Source organism: Paenibacillus sp. FSL K6-1217 (assembly GCF_045040735.1).
Taxonomy (GTDB): Bacteria; Bacillota; Bacilli; order Paenibacillales; family Paenibacillaceae; genus Paenibacillus_AQ.
In genome coordinates, this window is record NZ_CP150271.1 from 5770039 (window position 1) to 5792744 (window position 22706).

Consider the following 22706-nt stretch of genomic DNA (forward strand, 5'->3'; position numbering starts at 1 on the left):
GAATCGGAGTGGATCAAACAATGAAATTGCTGAAAAGGCCGGGTACCGATGTGGTACTGCTAATGATACTGCTGCTGGCAGGCGTCCTGTACGGATACGGAATCTGGAATGAACAATATGCTAATACGTACTATACAACCGCAGTGGGGAGCATGCTGCAGAGCTTTCATAACTTTTTCTTCGCTTCCCTGGATTCAGCGGGTTCTGTAACGGTCGACAAGCCGCCGGTAGCCTTCTGGCTGCAGACCTTAAGCGCGCTGGTCTTCGGCCTGCATGGCTGGAGTGTCATTCTTCCGCAGGTGCTGGGCGGCGTAGGCTCGGTGCTCTTGATCTATCTGCTCGTGAAGCCTGCATTCGGCCGGGCGGCGGCAAGGCTCGCAGCGCTCGTTATGGCGGCTACCCCGGTAGCAGCGGCGGTAAGCCGGACGAACAATATTGATGCGCTGCTGGTGTTCACGCTGCTGCTGGCAACCTGGTTTCTCTTCAGGGGCACCCGGACCCACCGGACGGGCAGCCTGCTCGCTGCCTTCGGGCTGATCGGTGTCGCCTTCAATGAGAAGATGCTGCAGGCTTATATGGTTCTTCCGGCCTTCTATCTGTTCTATCTCCTGGCCGCCAGGGTGAACTGGAAAAAGAAAACCGGCACCCTTGCAGCCTGCACTGCCGTACTGCTGGCGGTGTCCCTATCCTGGGCGGTCATTGTGGATTCTATTCCGGCGGAAGAGCGCCCTTATATAGGGAGCAGCGGCACCAACTCTGTGCTGGGTCTGGCTTTTGGCTATAACGGGGTGTCCCGTCTGACCGGTGACCGCAGCACCGGAGGAAGCGGGAGCGGCGGCTTCGGCGGTGGCGGAATGCCCGGAATGAACGGGGAAATGCCGGACTTTAACGGTCAATTGCCGCCCATGGCTGGAGCTGGCGGGCAAGGGGGCACTGACGGGCAAGGGACGATGACCGGCCGTGATTCCGCCGCCGTGGACAATCAGAGCCGTGACAGCGGCGGGGCTGCTTCAGGCCAGGACGGACGCGGTGGCGGAATGGTGCCGGGCGATCAGGACGGCGGGCGGCGCGGAGAAGGAGAGAACGGCGAATTCGGCGGGTTCGGAAGCCCGAACGGACGCGGTGGGATGGGCGGTGGCGGCATGTTCAACACAGGCACTGCCGGTCCGCTGCGGCTGTTCCAGCAGGAGCTGTCCGGCCAGGCGAGCTGGCTGCTGCCGTTCGTGCTGCTTGGCAGCATCGGGATCTTGGCCGGCCTGCGCCGCAGAAGCTTCACCCGGCAGCATAAGGAAGCCCTGTTCTGGCTGGCCTGGCTGATCCCGGTCATGGGATTCTTCAGCATCGCCGGCTTCTTCCACCAGTACTACCTGATTATGATGGCTCCGCCGGTGGCGGCGCTGGCAGGTGCGGGCTGGTCTCAGCTCTGGAGCTACTATAAGGAGCGGAAGACCTGGCTGTCCTGGCTGCTGCCCGCAGCCGTGCTGGCTACAACGGCGCTTGAGGTATACATTATCCGTCCGTATGACGATACCATCGGCAGCGGGTGGTCCGTGGGCATACTGGCAGCAGGTATTGCCATGACGCTGCTGCTGGTGATTCTGCGGGTGCTGAAAGCTATGCGCCATAAGCTTTCCTGGCTGCATGCCGCTGCGGTAACAGGGTTCCTGGTGCTGCTGATTGGCCCGCTCTACTGGGCATTCACACCGATTGTCTATGGCAATAATAGCATGACTCCAGCAGCAGGGCCGGATAGCGGCAGCTCCTTCGGGATGGGGGCAATGGGCAACATGGGCAACGCGCCTGGCGTGGACACCAGGGCCGGAATGGGCGGCATGGGGGGAAGGAATAACGCCGCTGGTATTAATGAGTCTCTGCTGGGCTATCTCAAGGAGCATAATACCGGCGAGAAATATCTGTTCGCAGCGATGGATTATGGAACGGCAGGCCCGTATATCATCGACGAAGGGGAGCAGGTTGTTATCCTGAACGGCTTCAATGCGTCAGATACGCCCTACACCCCAGCCACTCTGAAGGAGCTTGTAGAGAGCGGGCAAGTGAAGTACTTCCTGGTCACCAGCGGCGGCATGGGCGGTGGTCGTGGCGGCAGCTCGGAGATTACGGAATGGATCACCAAGAACGGCACGGAGATTCCGGCCGCAGACTGGCAGGGGACGCAGAGCAGTGGCAATGCCGGAACCTTGTACGAGATCACCCTGAACTAACCTGCGGTAGCAGGAGAACAAGAAGCGCGTATATCCGGCCATGTACCGGCGCGCTTCCTTACTACTTTTGAGGAGGAGCTGCCCATGAGTGTCCAAGTGCGCTATTCCATCATTATACCGATGTTCAATGAAGAGGCTGTGATACAGGAGACCTACCGGCGCATCAAAAAAGTTATGGGGTCTACAGGCGAGCCCTACGAGCTGATCTTCGTCAATGACGGCAGCACGGACAACTGCGCACAGATGGTCGAGGAATACAGCTATTGGGATGAAAGTGTGAAGCTGATCGACCTGTCCCGTAATTTCGGACATCAGATCGCCATTACCGCAGGGATGGATTATGCGCTGGGCGATGCGGTTGTTATCATTGACGCCGATCTACAGGACCCGCCCGAGCTGATTCCTGAGATGATTGCCGAATGGAAGCAAGGCTACCAGGTCGTATATGCCAAGCGGATCAAGCGCAACGGGGAGACCCTGTTCAAGAAGTGGACAGCCAGTTTATTTTACCGGGTGCTGCGTTATTCGACAGATATCTCCATTCCGGTGGATACCGGCGATTTCCGCCTGATGGACCGCAGAGTCTGCGACGAGCTGAAGCGTCTGCCGGAGAAGAACCGCTTCGTGCGCGGTCTGGTGAGCTGGGTCGGATTCCGCCAGAAGGCGATTGAATACGAGCGGGAGGAGCGGCAGGCCGGTGAGACCAAATATCCGTTCAGACGGATGCTGAAGCTGTCGCTGGACGGCATTACCTCCTTCTCTTATAAGCCGCTGAAGCTGGCAGGCGTTCTTGGCGCGCTGTTGTCCGCATCCGGGTTCCTGTACCTGATGTATGTGCTGTACCTGGCCCTCTTTACAGACGCAGCCGTCAAGGGGTGGGCATCGATGATCGGGATCACCTTAACCTTCAACGGCTTCGTGCTGCTCATGCTGGGTATCCTGGGGGAATATGTCGGCCGGATCTATGATGAATCCAAGGGCCGTCCCCTCTACATTGTTCAGGAGTTCTACAGCGGCAGGCCGCAGCAGAGCTTACAGGAGCAGAGAACCGCCAGTCTCAACAAATAACAATATTTCTTAAGTGAGCGAACTTAGTTTTGAGGCAGCCCCATTTCTTTTGGCTGGATTGATTCAAATATTGGTTCTGTTGTAATTAATACAACTGAGTGCCTTTTTGGATGAATTAAAGTGAAATCTATTGTAGAAAATGCAATTGGAGTTAGTACACACACCACGGTCGTAGCGCTAACTCAAATAGACGAGCATGTCTTACTCAAGTAAAAAGGCTGTCCCAATAGTCATGTAATGACCATTGGGACAGCCCCTTGGTTAGCAGTCGCAACCTATGCTTTCAGCAAATCATGATCTACATACCGTGCACCGTTCAGTTCACTGATAATGTTGACGGCAACCTTGGCGCCGTCCCCGGCAGTTATAATCGCGTGAACACTCATTCCGGCCACCGTTCCGGCGGCCCAGATCCCGTCGATGTTCGTTCTGCCTTCCGGTGTGGCGGCGATAACCGTCTTGATTCTTGGCTCCGTACCCTCCTTGGTCGTTACCCCGGCTGCTGCAGCCAGATCCGTCAGAACACCCGTCGCCAGCACGACATGCTTGGCTTCATAAGTGGCACCGCTCTCCGTGCCGATGACGAAGCCTCCGCCGCTTGCCTCCAGCGAAGTTGCCTGTGCGGCAACCAGCTCTGCTCCGAATTTCACGGCCTGCTTATGTCCGGTTTCGACGAGATCCGGTCCGCCGATTTCGCTGATGCCGTAATAATTCTCATACCAGCCTCTGCGGGTCATGCCTTTGTCATTGTCAATCAGCAGTGTTTTTTTGCCGGCCTTGGCGGCGAACAGGGCGGCGCTTGCACCGGCAGGCCCGGCACCGATAATGGCGATTTCGTACATGAGATAACCTCCTAAAAGTTTTGTAGCATAACCTTCACTGAATCACTTCGCAAAACTCGCTTCGGAAGCATACGCCTTAAGTTTTGTAGCATAACCTTCACTGAATCACTTCGCAAAACTCGCTTCGGAAGCATACGTCTTAAGTTTTGTAGCATAATATTCACTTATGACTATTATATCGCTAACTGCAGCTCATTAGCTAATCCCGCAGACAAGGGAGGAAAACTGTGAAGACAGCGCCCTCACCCGGGGTGCTGGATACCGTAACTTCTCCCTGATGCGCCTCGGCAATAGACCTCGTAATCGATAATCCAAGCCCGGAGCCGCCGTATTTGCGTGTGCGGGAGGAATCGCTGCGGTAGAAGCGGTCGAAGATATGCGGGAGATGCTCGGCAGCGATGCCGGAGCCGTTATCCTTCACGGTCAGCGCTGCCAGTTCTCCCTCAGCGTGAAGGGAGATTTGGATGATGCCTGTTGCCGCATCGGTATGCTGAACCGCATTGTGGAATAGATTAAGAAGGACCTGTCTGATCTGGTCAGGATCAACCAGGCACTGGATACCGTAGGCGATGTCGAAGATGGTCTGCCGCTCTCCGGCCAGTACCCGGAGCTGCGGCTGCATGTCTTCTACCAGCTCGCCCAGAAGTACCTGCTTGACCCGAAGCCGGGGAGCGCCGTCCATCCGGGCAAGCAGAAGCAGGTCTTCCACCAGCTTGTTGATCCGCTTGGCTTCACCATGCATGCTGCCGAGCGCGCTGTATAGCTGTTCCCTGTTATCGGCGGCTCCGCGCAGCAGCACCTCCAGGAAGCCGTAGATGGAGGTCAGCGGTGTCCGCAGCTCGTGGGAGGCATCGGCGGCGAACCTGCGCATCTGCTCCTTCGCCTCCCGCTCATTCTTGAACGAAATCTCCAGCCGCTCCAGCATGCCGTTGAACGACTGGGCGAGCTGGTCGATCTCATGCTGGCCCTGCTCCACAGGGAAGCGCACATCAAGCTTGCCGGCATCGATAATCTGGGCCGATCTCCCCATGTTGGATAAGGGAATCAGCGTCTTGCGCAGTGCCGGCAAATACAGCAGCAGCCCGGCCAGCAGCGCTGCTGCCGACAACACGCCGAAGATGAGCAGCTGCTGGAGGATGACATCCCTCAGCGGTGCGGTCTCCACAGTCATCTGCAGGAGCATCCGGGGAGCGCCGGGCCTGCCCAGATTCATGAAGACGGCCAGATGCCGGCTGCCATCCCCGGCGGTAATCAGCCGGTAATCCCCGCCCGGCTTGTCCGGGCGGAGCTTCAGCAGCTGGTTATAGGCCTCATTGCTCATTCTCGGTGCAGATGAAGCTGACAGGGTCTCTTCCTGCAGATCCCTGAAGCTGCCGTCCTGATTGTAGATAGCGAGGGTGGTATGGGCGTCCAGCAGCAGGGGACGGCGGTCTCCGCCGGGCCGCCTGTTGCCTGTATTATTGAAAATTTCATACGGTACAGAGCGGATCTGGGTCTCCATCGCCTCGGCCCGGTTGCTGTAGATGAAATTACGCATAAGTACATACTGGAGTACGCCGATCAGTATAAGCAATCCCGAGAGAATGAGCAGCGAGGCGGCGAGCAGCTGCTTGCGCAGGGAACGCGGAGCATGGAATCTGCCCGTAAGCCTCCGGGTCCAGGCAGTCATAGCAGATCTACCCGGTACCCCGCGCCGCGCAGGGTGCGGATAATCCGGTGTTCCTTGTCACCGAGCTTCTCCCGGAGGGAGCGGATATAGACCTCGACGATATTCTCCTCCCCGCCGAAGTCATAGCCCCACACCTTGTCGAGAATCATCGGCTTGCTGAGGACCAGCCCATGGTTAATCACCAGGTACTGCAGCAGTTCATATTCCGTCGGAGACAGCTCCAGCACCTCCTCTTTATAGCGGATCTCCTTGCGGCGGCCGTCAATCCGGAAGGGGCCGCAGCGGACCTCGCCGAGCAGGCCGGGGAACTGGTTGCGCAGCCTTGCCTGAATCCGGGCCAGCAGCTCATCGAAGCTGAACGGCTTCACCATGTAATCATCTGCGCCCAGAGACAGGCCCGCCACCCGGTCGTCCACCTCATCCTTGGCGGTCAGCATGATGATCGCCACCTCCGCTTCCTCTGAACGGAGGGACCGGCAGACCCCGAATCCGTCCATGCCGGGCATCATCACATCCAGGATGACGACATGCGGCTTGAAGTCAGCCGCCGCTGCCAGGGCTTCAGTACCATCTGCGGCAGTCTGTACCTCGAAGCCTTCATTGATCAGGCCAAGCTCCAGGAACTGGAGGATATGAGGCTCATCATCCACCAGCAGCAGCCGGACACCTTGTGGCGCTTTCATTAGCATTTCCTCCATTTTAAGTAAGTATAGTTAGTGTAGTATGTCCATAGTATGAATTCCCCGGTTGAACGTTTGCTGAAAATAGGCCTTTGGAGCCACGGATTCGATTCATCCCGTCCGATTGCGGTTAATCATAATGGTTATCTTATTATAGAAATATATTAACGCCATTCATCTGAAATATAGTTATAAATTTAAAGTTTAAGGCAGGCAATAAAGGGTTTTGACGGCGGATCTAGAACACTTTAGAATATAAGGATACAAGCTGGTTTTTGCGCTTTATCACTCTGCTTAACCGGTAACCGGTCCTTTTCAGCTGTTTTCCTCCCCGTATAATTCGTATTCATCCTGTCACTGCATTTCTTTTGGGCTACATCTTTTCATAACACTTCTTTTTAGGGTATCTATTTAGGTCTACACTTCACAGCATAACTCATTCAACCTAATTTATTACATGTTACATTACCCATAAGTCAAGGAGGCTCTTCCATGAAGAAAAAAGAGATGGTAGCCATGCTATTGGCGGGAGGCCAAGGGAAAAGATTGAAAAGTTTGACCAAATCGATTGCCAAACCGGCTGTATATTTCGGAGGAACCTACCGCATCATCGACTTCCCTCTAAGTAACTGCTCGAATTCAGGCATCGATACCGTGGGTGTGCTGACACAATATGAACCGCTGGTGCTGCATTCGTATATCGGGGTCGGCAGCGACTGGGACCTGAACCGCAAGGATGGCGGCGTATTCGTCTTGCCTCCGCATGAACGGGAGAACGGAAGCAGCTGGTACCGGGGAACGGCAGATGCGATCTACCGCAATCTCAAGTTCGTGGATCAGTTCGATCCGGAGCATGTGTTAATCCTGTCGGGAGACCATATTTACAAGATGGATTATCATGCCATGCTGCAATATCACAAATCCAAGAACGCTGACTGCACCATCTCGGTCATTGACGTACCGCTGGAGGAAGCGAGCCGCTTCGGCATACTGAATACAGAAGATGATCTCAAAATTTACGAGTTTGATGAGAAGCCGGCCCAGCCTAAGAGCACGCTTGCCTCTATGGGTGTATATATTTTCAAATGGGATGTTCTGCGCAAGCACCTGCTTGAGGACGGAGAGAACGCCGGCTCATCGCATGACTTCGGCAAGGACATTATTCCGATGATGCTGGATGAAGGCCAATCCCTCTATGCTTATCCATTCGAAGGCTACTGGAGAGATGTGGGTACGGTAGACAGCCTGTGGGAAGCGAATATGGATCTTCTGAGCGATACGCCTCCCCTGAACCTGAATGATACCGGCTGGAGAATCTTCACCCGCAATCCGAATCAGCCTGCACAATATGTGGCGCCGGGAGCGAAGGTATCGAGCTGCATTATTAATGAAGGCTGCATCGTGCACGGCGAGGTGAAGCATTCGGTACTCTTTTACGGAGTGGAAGTGGGCGAAGGCAGTGTAATCACCGATTCTGTGATCATGCCCAAGGTGAAGATCGGCAAGAACGTGAAAATTCACAAAGCGATCATCAGTGAGAACACGGTCATTGAGGATAATATGGAAATCGGCATCGACCGGGAGAATGAGGATGAAATTCTGCTGATCGACAAACGAAGCAAGAAGCTCAAATCTGTAGCAGCCAAAACCATATAACCACAAGAGGACGGGGGATTAACGATGAAAGAGCTTATGGGCGTAATTAATCTTGATCATGAACTGGATAATCTCAATGAATTGACCTATTTCCGCTGCGGAGCAGCGGTCCCCTTCGCCAGCCGTTACCGGCTGATCGACTTCGTCTTGTCGAACATGATGCGTGCGGAGCTGGAGAGCGTAGGGCTGTTCGTCCGCCGCAAATACCGCTCACTGATGGATCATCTGGGCGACGGCAAATCGTGGGATATGAACCGTAAGCATGGCGGACTGTTCATCCTGCCGCCGGACTGGAATGACCCTACGGACACTTCCATCGGCGATCTCCAGCATTATCATAACAATCTCGATTTCTTCAAAAGGGCTGCGGCCAAATATATCGTCTTCTCCGGCAGCCAGCATATTAACACGGTGGATCTGCAGGACCTCTACCAGTATCACCTGGAGCAGGGTGCGGATGTAACCATGGTCTACAAGCAGATCGACGAGCTTCTGCCGGAGCATGATCCGTGCCTGCGGGTCGAGCTGGACGAAGACCAGACCGTGACGAATATTCACCATGAGAAGCATCATCCGAATGTGTATCTGGATATCTTTATTATGGAGAAGAAGCTGTTCCTGGAGCAGGTGGAGCATTGCATCGCCCATGGCGAGAGCTATTTCTTCCGCGATGCGATTCAGAAGAACCGCCACAAATTCAAAATTTCCGGCTATGAATATAAGGGTTATCATGCCGTTATCAATTCGTTGGAGAGCTACTATAAGAACAGCCTGGAGCTGCTGAAGCAGGATAATTACTTCGGCCTGTTCAAGGAAAATCCGGTACAGACCAAGATTAAATACGAAGCGCCTACCCGTTATCTGGATAGCGCATCGGTCAGCAACTCGCTGGTGGCCAACGGCTGTGTAATCGCCGGGACGGTGGAGAACAGCGTCATCTTCCGGGGCGTGCAGATCCGTAAAGGTGCCAGGATCATTAACTCGGTCATCATGCAGAAATGCGTCATTGAAGAGAATGCCGTGATTGAGAATGTGATCATGGACAAAGATGTGCATCTCAGCCAGGACCGGATACTCGTTGGAGACAGCAGGCGTCCATTTGTCATAGCCAAGAGCAGCAAGATATAATATCTGGATCAGGGGAAATGTGCCGCTAGGGGCATTTCTTCTGATCCAGTGTTGTAATAGGCACTATTAACAACAAATACATGCATCCTGTAAGGAGGAACCTGCTGTTGTTCAACGATAAAGAGACTTTCAAACAAGTGTTCCGCGAGAAACTCATCGGGAAATTAGGCAAGCCGCTTGAAGAAGCTTCGAACGCCGACATTTATAATATTCTCGGCAACATGATCCGTGAGAATGCCGGTAAGGACTGGGCGGCCACCAATCAGAAGTTCAAGATCGACAAGGATAAGCAGGTATATTATTTCTCCATGGAATTCCTGATCGGCAGGCTGCTGGGCAATAACCTGTTGAACATGGGTGTGCTGGAGGTCGTGCGCGAGGGCCTTGCGGATCTGGGATTCTGTCTGCAGGATATCGAAGAGGTCGAAGCCGATGCCGGCCTGGGCAACGGGGGGCTCGGGCGCTTGGCCGCCTGCTTCCTGGATTCTCTTGCTTCCCTGCAATATGCAGGACACGGCTGCGGTATCCGTTATAAGTACGGCTTGTTTGAGCAGAAGATTGTAGACGGCTATCAGGTGGAGCTGCCAGATTACTGGCTGCAGAATGACAATGTATGGGAAGTGCGCCGGGAAGACAAGCAGGTAGAGGTGCACTTCTGGGGACAGGTGGATACCCGCTGGGAGAACGAAGAGCTTGTGTTCGAGCACAGGGATTATGAAGCTGTACGGGCGGTTCCTTATGACATTCCGGTTATTGGTGCGGACCGCAGACATGTGAATACGCTGCGGAACTGGAGCGCCGAATCCATCACCCAGCCTTCGAGAGTCTTCGGCGCTCTGGGCGGTACGGATTATCATAAGTTCCTGGAATACAAGCGTTCGGTGGAATCCATCTCGGAATTCCTGTATCCCGATGATTCCCAGTACGAGGGCAAGCTGCTTCGTCTGAAGCAGCAGTACTTCCTGTGCAGTGCCGGCTTGCAGAGTATTATCCGGACCTTCGCCAAGACAGGCGTGCCGATTGAGAGCCTGCCTGACAAGGTAGCCCTGCATATCAATGACACTCACCCTACGCTGGTGATCCCTGAGCTGATGCGCATCCTGATGGATGTCTATAATCTGGGCTGGGATCAGGCCTGGAGCATGACGACCCGGATGGTGTCGTATACCAACCACACTATTCTGAGCGAAGCTCTGGAGAAATGGCCTATCAGCATGGTCAGAGAGCTGCTTCCGCGCATCTTCCTGATTATTGAAGAGATTAACGCCCGCTTCTGCGGCGAGCTGATGAGCAAATATCCTGGAGACCAGGACCGGATCAATCAGATGGCGATCATCCATGACGATCAGGTACGCATGGCGCATCTGGCGATTGTCGCCAGCCACAGTGTGAACGGCGTAGCTGCACTGCATACGGAGATTCTGCAGAAGCGGGAGATGCGGCTGTTCAATGAGATGTACCCGCACCGCTTCAATAACAAGACCAACGGCATTACGCACCGCCGCTGGCTGCAGCATGCTAATCCCGAGCTTGCCGGACTGATCAGCGAGTCGATCGGCACCCGCTGGATGCATCAGCCGCAGGAGATGATCGGGCTGATCAAATACAGCGAGGATGCCTCCTTCCAGGAGCAGGTGGCTGCTATCAAACGCCGCAACAAGCTGCATCTGGCCGAATATATCACCAGTAAGCATGGCATTCCGGTAGATCCCGACTCGATCTTCGATGTCCAGGTGAAGCGACTGCATGCCTATAAGCGCCAGCTGCTGAACGTGCTTCATATTATGCATTTGTATAATCAGATCAAGGATAATCCATCCATTAATATCGTGCCGCGTACCTTCATCTTCGGTGCCAAGGCTGCTCCAAGCTACCATCTGGCCAAGCGGATCATTAAGCTGATCAATACGGTGGCTGATGTAGTGAACAAAGATCCTGATATTAACGGGAAGATCCGTATCTTCTTCCTGGAGAATTACTCGGTATCGCTGGCGGAGAAGATTATTCCGGCCGCCGATGTCAGCGAGCAGATCTCCACAGCGAGCAAGGAGGCCTCCGGTACCGGCAATATGAAGTTCATGATGAACGGTGCGCTGACGATCGGAACCATGGACGGGGCTAACGTGGAGATGCATGAGATGGTGGGAGACAATAATATGTTCCTGTTCGGGCTCCGGGCAGAGCAGGTACTCGATTACTACCAGTACGGCGGATACCACGCCCGCGATATCTACAATGGCGACGGCCGGGTAAAAGAGGTTCTGGATCAGCTGATCGTGCCGGGCCCCTTCTGCTCCCATGCCCAGGAGTTCGATACGCTCTTCCAGTCGCTGATTGACAACAATGACGAATTCTTCGTGCTTAAGGATTTCGCCAGCTATGTGGAGACGCATGTCAAGATTGACCTGGCTTACCGGAATCAGAAGGAGTGGCTGAAGAAGTCCATCATCAATATCGGCCATTCCGGCAAATTCTCCAGCGACAACACGATTAGCCGCTACGCCTCCGAGATCTGGCATATCAATCCGGTCCGGCTGTAACGCCGCAGGAACAGGCCGCAGGATTACAATAGAAAAAGCCGCTCCATCCAGGAATGATTCCTGCGGTGGGGCGGCTTCTTTGAGTTTCAGGGCTAAGTGCTGATGAGGGAGGCTTCCCTTACAGCACCTCGGATACCATGGCGGCGAACCGTTCGAGGAAGCGGCGCTCCTCGTCGTCGAAGCGGTGCTTCAGCGGACTGTCGATATCCAGTACGCCATAGAAGGTGTCCCCTTTGACCAGCGGAACGACAATCTCGCTGTTCGAAGCCGCATCGCAGGCAATATGTCCCGGGAAGGCATGAACATCGCCGACCACAAGCGTACGGCGCTCGGAGGCTGCGGTTCCGCAGACGCCGCGGCCCAGTGGAATGCGGATGCAGGCCGGAAGCCCCTGGAAGGGGCCAAGCACCAGCTCTTTGCCGTCAAACAAGTAGAAACCGGTCCAGTTGGTGTCCGGTAGAGATAGCTTTAACAGGGCCGAGGCGTTGGCCAAGTTGGCAATGGCGTTCGGTTCACCCTCCATCAGTGCCCCGAGCTGGCTTAGAACGGCTTCGAACCGTTCGCTGCGTGTGCCATCATAAGGCATGGCTTGAAACATGTTGCATCACCTTCCTGTACCTTGAGTCAGTATGAATCCCATAACTGTTAACTATCAAGATAGTACAGGGAAGCGGGATACGTCAAGCACTAACGAAGGATTAGCAGGTTTTTCCGCTTAGTGGAAGAAGAGGAAGATGCAAGAATCCCTTAAGCCAGGATGTTTCCGGGAACTCAGGGCAGGGTAATGCTTTTATAAATACAGCAGGCTAGTAGCCAGGAGGAGTGAACCATGCGCGCCGACGTACAGAACTTGTTTATTGGAATCCATATGCTATATTGTGCACATGAGAAGGATCTGACACTAACGGAGATGCTGCCGGAGCTGGAGAACCTGGGGTACCGGGTCGCGGAGCGCGAAGTGAAACAGGAGCTGGAACGGCTGACCCAGGAGAATTTCCTCACAGCCCATGGCGACGCTTATAGTGTCACGGGAACGGGAATCGAAGAGTTCAAAGCCATTCAGGCCAAGCTGGGCGTGCTGTGCACCGAAGTGCTTAAGCCGGCTAAGGCAGCAGGTGCCTCGGGTTAAGTCTGGGGATGCAACTGCATGGAATGGAACATAACATGAGGCATAAGGTACAGCGTCTGACCGTGTGGCGGCAAGCCACGGGGGCAGGCGCTGTTTGTGATGGTTAAGCGGGAGTGGCAGGTAAACGCGCCGCCCGGGCAGAATAAGATATATACTAATAGGGTCGAAAGGGGACGGGAACATGTACGTATGCGGGGGAGTCATCCCGGAATTAAGCGGGCGGAGGGTGCATCTGCGGGCGATGCTTCCCGCAGACGCGCAGGCGCTGTTCGGGATCTGGAGCCACCCGGCGGTAGCACCCTGGGTGGACAGCCCGCCGCTGTCCTCTGTGGAGGATGCAGAAGCGCTGATTACCCAGCTCGCAGAGTGGGCCGGGGAGGAAGAGAGCCTGCGCTGGAGCATTCTTGGACCGGAAGGCGTTGTCATCGGCAGTTGCGGCTATAACCACTGGCAGCTTCAAGGCGCCTTCCGGGGAGAGATCGGCTTCGAGCTGTCCCAGGCAGCTATGCGCCAGGGGTACATGCGGGAAGCGCTGGAGCTGGTGCTTGCGTTCGGCTTCCACAGCATGGGGCTGAACCGGATTGAAGCGTTGTGCCATCCGGATAACCTCCGCGCAGAGCGGCTTCTGACGGGACTCGGATTCCGGCAGGAAGGCCTGCTGCGGCAATTCCGGCATACGGCATCCGGGTTCCAGGATGTATTGATGTATTCCCTGTTGCAAGGAGACAAGAGCGCAGGAGAGAGAACATAGAGAGAAGGTATGGATTCATTGAGTTCAATGGGGGAAAAGCAACGGAAGTTAATATTGATAGGTGTACTGCTGGCAACATTTCTGGCAGCGATTGAAGGGACGGTAACGGGACCGGCGGGACCGGCTATCGTAGGCGATTTCCAGGGGATGCAGTGGCTGAGCTGGATCTTTACAGCGTATCTGCTGGCGATGGCCGTGACCACACCTATTTTTGGCAAGTTGAGTGATCTGATCGGGAGGAAGCCCGTGTTCATAGGCGGCGCTATAGTCTTCCTCGCAGGCTCGCTGTTATGCGGGATCTCGCAGAGTATGGAGCAGCTGATTATTTACCGGGGGATTCAGGGGATCGGTGCCGGGGCGCTGATTCCGATGACTTTTACCATTATCGGAGATATCTACAGCCTGAAGGAACGGGCGAAGACGCAGGGGCTGCTTAGCTCGGTATGGGGGATCTCTTCGCTGGTCGGGCCGCTGCTTGGCGGCTATGTAGTCGATTACTTAAGCTGGCGCTGGGTATTCGTGTTCAATCTTCCCTTCGGCCTGCTGTCCATTATATTCATCTTGAAGTACCTGAAGGAAGAGAAGGTCCGCCGCAAGACAAAGATCGATGTAGCCGGCGTGCTGCTGTTCGCTGCGGGGATGGGGGCGCTGCTGTTTGGTCTGACAACAGGGGGACAGAGTCTGGCCTGGAATTCGCCGCTGCTGCTGGCCATTCTGCTCGCGGCTGTCCTGCTGCTGGTGGTGTTCATGTTCGTGGAGCGCCGGGCCGCCGAGCCCATGCTGCCGCTGGAGCTGTTCTCCATCCGTAATATTGCTGTCTCTACCGGCGCGAATCTGCTGGTCAGTACGCTGATTATCGGCCTGTCTACCTATGTTCCGTTGTGGGTACAGGGTGTATTCGGCAAAAGCGCCGCCCTCTCAGGCCTGCTCCTGGCACCGATGTCGGTCGGCTGGATGCTGGGCTCCATTGCGGGCGGGCGGATGATTCTGCGCGCAGGCACGCGCCGCACGGGAATGCTCGGCCTGTCTCTGATCGTGGTCGCGGCAGTGGGGCTTACGCTGATGAATGCAGATTCTTCCCAGCTCCTGCTGCTGGTGCTGATGCTGTTCTGCGGGGTGGGCTTCGGCTATGCCTCGACCGTCTTCACCATTATCGCCCAGTCCTCCGTGCAGCATCAGCAGCGCGGTGCCTCTACGGCACTCAACACCTTCACCCGCTCACTCGGGCAGACAGTGGGGGTAGCGATCTTCGGCTCGTGGCTCAATTTCAGTATCGACCGGAAGCTGGCGGAACAGCCGGGAGCTGCCGCCTCCGGCGCAGACATTAACCAGCTGCTTAACCCGCATAGCGGAAGCGTGCTGCCTAAGGAAGCCTGGAGCAGTCTGCAAGGTGCGCTGGAGGGCGGCCTGCATTCCCTGTTCATCGTAATGGCGGTATTCGCTGTAATATCGCTGGTGATCTCGGTGCGTCTGGACCAGGGAGTGCCGTCCATACAGGAAGTAAGCACACCGTCGAAGCGGTAGGCTTCAAGTCTTAGCGTTGTCTTCCCTAATGGGTTAATCTATCGGGCAGGAGTTTGAATATACACAGGAAATCGCTCCATTTGGGATGGATGGCGGACCTTCCATTTACCAGAAAGAGCGATTTTTTGTGTTTATTTAGGGAGTTATGATTTTCTTCTATTGTGGATAAGTATCTTAGAATACATTCATAAGAGGAGTCAGACATGTATGCGAAAAACCGAATACAATGGGTGCTGCTATGCCGAGGGAAGGGCCCCATGCTCTATAGCTAGCACCTTTTATAGAGAAATCTTGCAATAAGTGCAAGAATATTGCCCCATAGGAGCGGTCCATGCTGAAATCCTGCAGGAAATGCAACAAATTTAGCGCTAACTTGCTCTAAACATCGGAATTTGTGCAAATAATGCAACATTGTGCTTCAGTCAGTTCCTTTTATAAAGGAATCCTGCAAGATGTGCAACAATGCTGCTAGGGGAATGAAAAAAATTCTTACGATCACAGCGACCCAAACATCGGTCCGTTCACGCAGCGTTCACCCAAGTGCTCACGTTGATCCTGCTCAAAACAAAGAGCTGTTCCAAGCAGCCGGTTCATGCTTTTTGGAACAGCTCATCCTCTGGTTAGTGAATAGATTCACAACTACTGATTCATCAACTAAGTCTATTTGCGCGGGAGCGGGGAGAGCTTCTCGGCCTGCAGGCCCATCTTCTTCAGCAGAACAATCATCTGTTCCTTCTCTTCGTCGCTGAGTCCGCTGAAGGCCAGATGCAGGCGCTCCGAATATTTCGGATACATCTCGTTCATCAGGCGTTCGCCCTCGGTAGTCAGCTCGGCAAAAATAACACGGCGGTCACTAGGGCAAGGCTTGCGCTGCAGATAGCCGCGTTCTTCCAGCTTGTCAATCACATAAGTAACGTTGCCGCTCTGAAGCAGCAGCTTAGCACCGATCTGCTGGATCGGCTGCGGTCCTTTGTAAAAGAGAACCTCCATGACTGCGAAGGCCGTCGGGTTGAAGCCTTCGATCTTGCTGCCGGTTACAGCATGCTCGTTAATGCTCTTGAAGGACTTGGCAAAAACTCTGTACAGATGCAGGGTCAACTGAGTATCGCGTTCATAGGATTGTATCATGCTTCTCCACCTCTATTGTTAATCGTACGGGCTTATCCGCACGGTTTGGAATACTTGCTTTCTGATATCTAGCTTTACAATACGTCAAACAAAGTTTGAAGAACATGTCATTTGTCACAATAAGCACACTTTTAATAATAAAAAATTGAACAATCTTTTGAAGGTGCTAAAAAAATGTATACCTGCGCGAAAATTTGAAGTCGTCCACCGGTTATCCGTATAATGAAGGCTACAGGATGCGGGATGGATGAAGGGTGAAAATTATTGCAGCAAAGGCCCGTTCATGGTGCTATGATCGCATTATATTGAATGATGATGCAGGGGATGAGATAGATATGGAAGAAACGGAAGGCTCAGAGGAACGGAAGACTCCGCAGCGGACGGAGGACCAGATCAACAAGTATTACGACGAGGATGAGGACGACGAGAATATCGTGCTTGATGTAGTGATTGAGGAAGCGGGCTATGAGGCAGGGGATATACGGATCTCGGGGATATCCTTCCAGGTGCGGAAGGGCGAGCTGCTGGGACTCATCGGACCGAACGGGGCCGGCAAAAGCACAACGATCAAGACATTGCTGGGTCTGCTGAAGCATGCCAAGGCCCAGGTGAAGCTGGGCGGCGAGAACAAGTCCTACGCCTACGTGCCGGAGCAGCCGGTATTCTACGAGGACCTTACGCTGTGGGAGCATCTGGATCTGGCCGCTGCCGCCTACGGCTTAAGCTATGAAGCCTTTGAATCCACGGCGGAACAGCTGCTGGTCCAGTTCAGCATGACGCATGTGCGCGATGATCTGCCGGCGGGCTTCTCCAAAGGGATGAAGCAGAAGATGATGCTTATGCTCGGGTTCCTGGTGCAGCCGGATGTCTACATTGTGGACGAGCCGTTCATCGGGCTTGATCCCAGGGCCACCAAGGATTTCCTGCGCCTGCTGGAGGCGGAGCGGGAGCGCGGTGCCGGGGTGCTGATGTCCACGCATGTTCTGGATACAGCGGAGAAAATCTGCGACAGCTTCATTCTGATCTCCGGAGGCAAAATTGCCGCCGAGGGGACACTTGCGGAGATACGCGGGGAAGCGGGGCTGCCGGAGGGATCGCTGTTTGATTGCTTCGACGAATTAACATGAGCGTGAATTCATTTGCGTTCCCGTCCGCAAGGAGTCTCTTAAGACGAAGGCTGTTCTCCCATTTCAGGGAGCAGACGGCTATTATCCGTACGGCTGTAGACTGGACAGTCCTGCTGTATATCCTCATCCCGGGGGGCCTCCTCGGCGGCCGCTTCTATTATGGCTACTGGAACGGTGATCTTCCGGGTTGGTTCAGCCATGTACCCTTTGTGGTCGTGCCTTCGCTGCTCGCCATTCTGCTGGCTACCGGAGGCATCGTGCTGCTGCTCCAGGAAGGCGATCTGCTGTTCCTGCGGCAGCGGCAGAACTGGATCAGCACGATCCTCAAGGGCGGAATGGTCTATAGTCTAGCGGTAACTGCGCTGAAGATGGCGGCGGCGTACGTCATTCTGCTGCCGTTTCTGATCCGCGGCTATGATCTGAGCGCGGCAAGCGCCTATGGCCTGCTGGCACTGACGGTAACGTGCAGCTGGGCCGTTAAGCTGCTGGGTCATATCGTTAAGGTGCAGCGGCAGGGCTTCCGCCGCCGGCTGTGGCTGATCCTGGCGGTGGCCGTACCCTGCGGGATCTACCTGCGTCTCGCGCTCTTCTGGAAGGACAGCCCGGCCCTTCTGTTCCTTGCGGCTGCCGCCTACGCGGCAGTGACCGTCCTGGCCTTCAGAGCCCGCCTGCGCCTGCGCGGCACGTTCATGAATGATGTACGCGAAGACTACAAGCAGCGGATGAGCATTGCAGCGATTCTGCTGCGCCGTGTGCTGGATAAGCCGCGCCCGACACGCTATAAGCCCTGGATCTTCCGCAAGTCGCAGCCGCTGCTGGCTTCGAAGTTGCCTGAGAGCCGCTTCGCCGCCGCAGGGATGAAGGCGATGCTGCGCAATCCGGCCCATCTCAAGCTGTATTTGCAATTCACCGGGGTGTCGCTGGTGGCAATCTTTATTGTGCCGGTAGTGCTGAAATGGCTGCTGTACGCCATCTTGACTTGCCTGATGGCCTATTGGCTGACCTCCTTCTGGAATCTGTTCTCCGGGGATGACTATATCGGGATTCTGCCGTTCACCAAGGTGCAGAAGGCGGATGCCGGTTCCAAGGCGATGCCTATTCTGCTGACGCCCTTCGCCGTCTTATGCTCCGCAGTGCTCTGCATTCCGGCCTACGGCTGGTGGGGCTTGCTGATCTTCATCCCTGTCGGGGCTGCCGCCGGAATCTGGATCGGCCGCATATTCAGTGTCATAAGGTTTGCCAGATAACAGCAAGAAGCCTTCCTCCACAAGCCGGGGGAAGGCTTCTTGCTGTTAGGTCTATTTCGGCAGCATCCCGGATACCACACCAGGAAGCCGCTACATACAGGCGCTGCTTATCCGCCCTTACTGCGCAGCTGCATGCTTGCCGGCCGTATAGCCGGTGGAGAAGGCGGCTGTAATATTATATCCGCCGGTATACCCGTGAATATCGAGAATCTCGCCGCAGAAATAGAGTCCTGAGGTCAGCTTGGATTCCATCGTCTTGGGGTCGATCTCCTTGAGTGAGACTCCTCCGCCGGTCACGAAGGCTTCCGCCAGGGAGCGGGTCCCATGAACCTGTACGGGCATCCGCTTCACCAGGGCAGCCAGCGCCGCGAGGCCCGTCTTCGGCAGATGATGGCTTGTAATCTCCCCGTCCAGGCCGCTAATCAGCAGCAGCAGCGGGATCAGGCGCTCGGGCAGCAGCCCCTTAAGCGAGTTGCGGATCGCCTTCTTCGGCTCCAGGTCCAGCTTATTCTGGAGCATGGACTCCGCCTCCTGGAGGGACAGGTCCGGGAACAGGTCGATGGACATCTCCACGGTATCGGTTCCCGACTTCTGCTGAACCTGACGCAGGAACTGGCTGCAGCGCAGCGCAATCGGGCCGGATAAGCCGAAATGGGTGAAGATCATATCCCCCCGGTGGGAGATCACCTTCTTGCCCTTAGGATTCCAGACGCTCAGTGTTACATCCCGGAGGGACAGGCCCTGCAGCTCCCCGGACTTGATCCACGCCTCCTGTGAGAGGATGGGGACCTCGGTCGGGAACAGCTCCGTGATCGTGTGTCCGGCAGCGGCAGCCCAAGGGTACCCGTCGCCGGTAGAGCCGGTCTGCGGCACGGACTTGCCTCCGGTGGCGATAATGACAGCCTTCGCGCTGAAGGCTTTGCCTGACTCCAGGCGGATGCCCCGGACGGCCCCTTCCTCGTAGAGCACCTCACGGACCGGGCTGTCCGTCATGATCTGCACGCCAAGACTACGCACCTTGCCAACTAGTGCAGAGACTACGCTTGCGGCCTTGTCCGATACAGGGAACATCCGTCCGTTATCCTCCTCCTTCAAGGCGATTCCCAGCCCCTCAAAAAAATCTATAATATCCCGGTTGTTGAAATGGTCAAACGAGCTGTATAAAAAACGGCCGTTGCCCGGTATATGGGCGATCAGCTCCGAGGTCTCCTTGATGTTGGTGACATTGCAGCGTCCGCCGCCCGAGATTCCCAGCTTGCGGCCCAGCTTCGCCCCTTTGTCTACCAGAAGTACGGACGCCCCGTGTCCGGCTGCGGCTACGCAGGCCATCAGCCCGGACGGGCCGCCTCCAATGACGATTACATCATAGCTATTCATCTATCTGCTCCTTTGCTTAATGCGGCACTCTATTAACGGCATCATACCATTCCAGGCGGAGCGTAGCCAGGCCCTTCATGTCGAATTCTGATTATCGTTGTCAGGAATGCGCGGTTATGCTTTAATCTAAATGGAAAAGGTATTTTATCCAATTTGAGGAGTGATTGCAATTATTTATGCAGTAAAGGATATTTTATTGCAAATATCGGCTGCCTGCATGTTCCTGTTTCTTTTTCAGTGGAGGATGGACCGGGGCGATCCCTTACGCCGGAACATCAGGTTTCCCGATGATCAGACCTTCCTGATGATCTGCTGCGCACTGGGCATTACGCTGTGCATGGCACTGTCGGATACAATGTTCGGGGCGGTCTATCTGAATCTGGCGATTCTCCCGGCCTATATCGGGATCTTATATGGTAATCTGCCCTCCAGCGTCTATCTGGCGCTGTATTTCTTCTTCTGCAATGCCTTGTTAAGGGTGCCGACAGGCCTGGAGCATCTTCTATTGAATACAGGGGTACTGCTGTATCCGCTGCTCTTCGGCATGGCCGGGATGTTCAAGAAATCCGCAATACCCGCCAAAATCGGCATCCTCTGGGGCGCGCTTTTTCCAAGCATGCTGTTCATTGTCCTTGTACCGAATATGCATGGCCGGAGTGTCCTGAACATCCCGCCTGCCGAAGCCGCTCTCGCTGGACTCTATGTGCTAACAGCCTTAATTCTGGGCGCCTTGTTCATTATCTATATCGATAAAGCCTGGGACAAGCTGCAGGTCAAGATGCAGATGCAGGGGATTTCGGAGAAATTCCAGTGGGAATCGGAGAAGCTGCAGCAGATCACGAATGTGGTGCCGCTGAATATTATGGAGTTCGATGACAACGGGTATGTGACGGAGCTGAATGAATATATGCTGAGTCTGATGCAGCGTCATTGCCCCCTCTTGACCAGAGAGATTATTTTGTCCAGCCCGGCCAGTGAGATCTTCGGCAAAAGCATGGATCAGGCCACCCTGACCTTGTTAGAGGGGGTTCTGCGCAGCAGACAGCGTTCGAATAACAAGATCAGGGTGGATTCGATGACCTATCATATTTTTACCGCGCCGCTCCAGCATGAATCGGGGCTGCCGGGCGGAATCGTCATGATTATTCAGGATTTGACAGAAGAGGAGAAAATGCGCAGTGAGCTTGACAATGTTGAGCGCCTGTCGCTGGTCGGGCAGATGGCTGCGGGAATTACGCATGAGATCCGTAACCCGATGGCGGTAGTACGCGGCTTCCTGCAATTGATGCGAGAAAAGAGTCCGGAGGACCTTCACTCCTATTATCATATTGTCATGGAGGAGCTGGACCGGGCCAACAGCATCATCAATGACTTCCTGTCGCTGGCGCAGACCCGTGTATCGGACAAGGAGCCGGCCGGGCTCCAGCATATTATAGAGGAGCTTGCGCCGCTGATCTGGGCGGATGCCAATCTCCGCGGCCAGAGCGTAGAGCTGAAGATCAGCCCGGCGATGCCGCTGCTGCAGTTAAATGTCCGGGAGATCAAGCAGCTGATTCTGAATCTGGCCCGCAACGGGATGGAGGCGATGGAAGCCAAGGGTGTGCTGACGCTTGCCGCCCGTGAGCATGAGGATAACGTGCTGCTGATGATTACGGATACCGGACCCGGCATGCCCCAGAGCCAATTGAGTCAATTGTTCACCCCGTTCTTCACCACCAAGAGCCAGGGGACAGGCCTGGGGCTGCCGCTCTGTCTTAGCATTGCAGAGCGGCATAACGGCACAATCCGGGTGGAGTCGGAGGTAGGGTTAGGGACCTCGGTCATTGTTACTTTTCCGGTGGAGCTGAGAGAAGGGAGGGTCCAGAGCCCTGTATATATGTAGCGGATGGGGGGCGGAGAGTACCTTTTCGAGGCTGTACAGAGGCATGCTGGAGCAGGCTGCTTCTCTTGCTTTCGCAGAGTATGTATGTATAATAAAGTTAGCAAGTAGTGCCGGAACGCGGTAACGTTAGCCGGGTTCTGACCTGATCTCAATTCAAGTGATGAAGGAGAGTGCAGAGAAATGTCCATGTCTTTTAATCAATATATGAGAGATTCCATTCAGCCTATGCGTGACGATCTGACAAGCATCGGATTTCAGGAGCTGTTGACACCGGAGGAAGTGGAAGCCACCCTTCCCGCAGCCAAGGGAACTTCGCTGGTAGTCGTTAACTCCGTATGCGGCTGTGCCGCAGGACAATGCCGTCCAGGGGTAGCCCAGGCGCTGCAGAACGAGATTCTGCCCGATCACCTGTTCACCGTATTTGCCGGTCAGGAGAAGGAAGCTACCGCCAAGGCGCGCGAATATTTCGCACCGTATCCGCCATCGTCCCCTTCCATCGCCCTGATGAAAGACGGCGAGCTGGTTCACTTCATCGAACGTCACGGTGTAGAAGACCGTTCAGCCGCCGAGATTGCTGCGGAGCTGAAGGAAGTTTTTGACCGCGTGTGCCAGTAATAGTGCTCTGCAGCTAGAGGGCAGCAGCATGGATAAGGAATGATCCCGCATCAGCCAGCCGTCAGCCGGGGGCTTGACTCATGCGGGATTTTTTTCTACTGTCAGGGAAGGGAATACCATT

The 22706-nt window shown here is 55.0% G+C and carries 18 protein-coding genes; 12 read left to right on the top strand and 6 right to left on the bottom strand.

What is annotated here, in order from left to right:
* Positions 1-20: 20 nt before the first annotated feature.
* Entirely contained in the window at positions 21-2222 is a 2202-nt protein-coding gene (locus tag MHH28_RS25545; protein WP_405106719.1) for a glycosyltransferase family 39 protein, read from the top strand.
* 84 nt (positions 2223-2306) lie between these two features.
* On the top strand, positions 2307-3290 hold the full coding sequence (locus MHH28_RS25550) for a glycosyltransferase family 2 protein (protein ID WP_405106721.1): 984 nt from the start codon (positions 2307-2309) through the stop codon (positions 3288-3290).
* Between the two features lie 275 nt (positions 3291-3565).
* Here the strand turns inward: MHH28_RS25550 and MHH28_RS25555 are convergent, their stop codons facing one another.
* From MHH28_RS25555 to MHH28_RS25565, 3 genes are all read right to left on the bottom strand, one after another.
* Positions 3566-4132 (bottom strand): FAD-dependent oxidoreductase, encoded by a 567-nt coding sequence (locus MHH28_RS25555; protein ID WP_405106723.1) that lies wholly within the window; start codon positions 4130-4132, stop codon positions 3566-3568.
* Between the two features lie 199 nt (positions 4133-4331).
* Complete coding sequence (locus MHH28_RS25560; RefSeq protein WP_405106725.1) at positions 4332-5801, bottom strand: sensor histidine kinase; 1470 nt, start codon at positions 5799-5801, stop codon at positions 4332-4334.
* Positions 5798-6484 (bottom strand): response regulator transcription factor, encoded by a 687-nt coding sequence (locus MHH28_RS25565; RefSeq protein WP_405106727.1) that lies wholly within the window; start codon positions 6482-6484, stop codon positions 5798-5800. Before MHH28_RS25565 ends, MHH28_RS25560 begins: the two co-directional genes overlap by 4 nt.
* Before the next feature lie 489 nt (positions 6485-6973).
* Between MHH28_RS25565 and MHH28_RS25570 the strand changes: the two genes are divergently transcribed.
* From MHH28_RS25570 to MHH28_RS25580, 3 genes are all read left to right on the top strand, one after another.
* A complete protein-coding gene (locus MHH28_RS25570) occupies positions 6974-8137 on the top strand; it encodes a glucose-1-phosphate adenylyltransferase (protein ID WP_405106729.1) in 1164 nt (387 codons plus the stop codon).
* Between the two features lie 24 nt (positions 8138-8161).
* On the top strand, positions 8162-9265 hold the full coding sequence (gene glgD, locus MHH28_RS25575) for a glucose-1-phosphate adenylyltransferase subunit GlgD (protein ID WP_405106731.1): 1104 nt from the start codon (positions 8162-8164) through the stop codon (positions 9263-9265).
* A gap of 107 nt (positions 9266-9372) precedes the next feature.
* The gene (locus tag MHH28_RS25580; RefSeq protein ID WP_405106733.1) at positions 9373-11805 is read left to right on the top strand and encodes a glycogen/starch/alpha-glucan phosphorylase; all 2433 of its coding nucleotides are present in this window, start codon (positions 9373-9375) and stop codon (positions 11803-11805) included.
* 118 nt (positions 11806-11923) lie between these two features.
* Here the strand turns inward: MHH28_RS25580 and MHH28_RS25585 are convergent, their stop codons facing one another.
* A complete protein-coding gene (locus tag MHH28_RS25585) occupies positions 11924-12403 on the bottom strand; it encodes a GAF domain-containing protein (RefSeq protein WP_405106735.1) in 480 nt (159 codons plus the stop codon).
* Between the two features lie 231 nt (positions 12404-12634).
* Here MHH28_RS25585 and MHH28_RS25590 point away from each other — a divergent pair, with 231 nt between their 5' ends.
* From MHH28_RS25590 to MHH28_RS25600, 3 genes are all read left to right on the top strand, one after another.
* Complete coding sequence (locus MHH28_RS25590; RefSeq protein WP_405106737.1) at positions 12635-12934, top strand: hypothetical protein; 300 nt, start codon at positions 12635-12637, stop codon at positions 12932-12934.
* A gap of 181 nt (positions 12935-13115) precedes the next feature.
* Entirely contained in the window at positions 13116-13685 is a 570-nt protein-coding gene (locus MHH28_RS25595; RefSeq protein ID WP_405106739.1) for a GNAT family N-acetyltransferase, read from the top strand.
* A gap of 27 nt (positions 13686-13712) precedes the next feature.
* Positions 13713-15209, top strand: coding sequence for an MDR family MFS transporter (locus MHH28_RS25600; protein ID WP_405106741.1), 1497 nt, complete (start codon positions 13713-13715; stop codon positions 15207-15209).
* Between the two features lie 660 nt (positions 15210-15869).
* Here MHH28_RS25600 and MHH28_RS25605 read toward each other — a convergent pair.
* A complete protein-coding gene (locus MHH28_RS25605; protein ID WP_036700143.1) occupies positions 15870-16337 on the bottom strand; it encodes a MarR family winged helix-turn-helix transcriptional regulator in 468 nt (155 codons plus the stop codon).
* A 335-nt stretch (positions 16338-16672) separates the two neighbouring features.
* Here MHH28_RS25605 and MHH28_RS25610 point away from each other — a divergent pair, with 335 nt between their 5' ends.
* Positions 16673-17464 carry an ABC transporter ATP-binding protein gene (locus MHH28_RS25610; protein WP_405117250.1) on the top strand — a complete coding sequence of 264 codons (792 nt, stop codon included), beginning with the start codon at positions 16673-16675 and terminating at the stop codon, positions 17462-17464.
* Positions 17461-18711 (top strand): ABC transporter permease, encoded by a 1251-nt coding sequence (locus MHH28_RS25615; RefSeq protein WP_405106744.1) that lies wholly within the window; start codon positions 17461-17463, stop codon positions 18709-18711. The genes MHH28_RS25610 and MHH28_RS25615 overlap by 4 nt, the downstream gene beginning before the upstream one ends.
* A gap of 117 nt (positions 18712-18828) precedes the next feature.
* Here the strand turns inward: MHH28_RS25615 and MHH28_RS25620 are convergent, their stop codons facing one another.
* A complete protein-coding gene (locus MHH28_RS25620; RefSeq protein ID WP_405106746.1) occupies positions 18829-20088 on the bottom strand; it encodes an NAD(P)/FAD-dependent oxidoreductase in 1260 nt (419 codons plus the stop codon).
* Between the two features lie 217 nt (positions 20089-20305).
* On the opposite strand from MHH28_RS25620, the gene MHH28_RS25625 reads away from it, so the two are divergent.
* Entirely contained in the window at positions 20306-21970 is a 1665-nt protein-coding gene (locus tag MHH28_RS25625; RefSeq protein ID WP_405106748.1) for an ATP-binding protein, read from the top strand.
* Positions 21971-22150: 180 nt separating this feature from the next.
* Entirely contained in the window at positions 22151-22585 is a 435-nt protein-coding gene (locus MHH28_RS25630; protein WP_405106750.1) for a BrxA/BrxB family bacilliredoxin, read from the top strand.
* Positions 22586-22706: the final 121 nt, after the last annotated feature.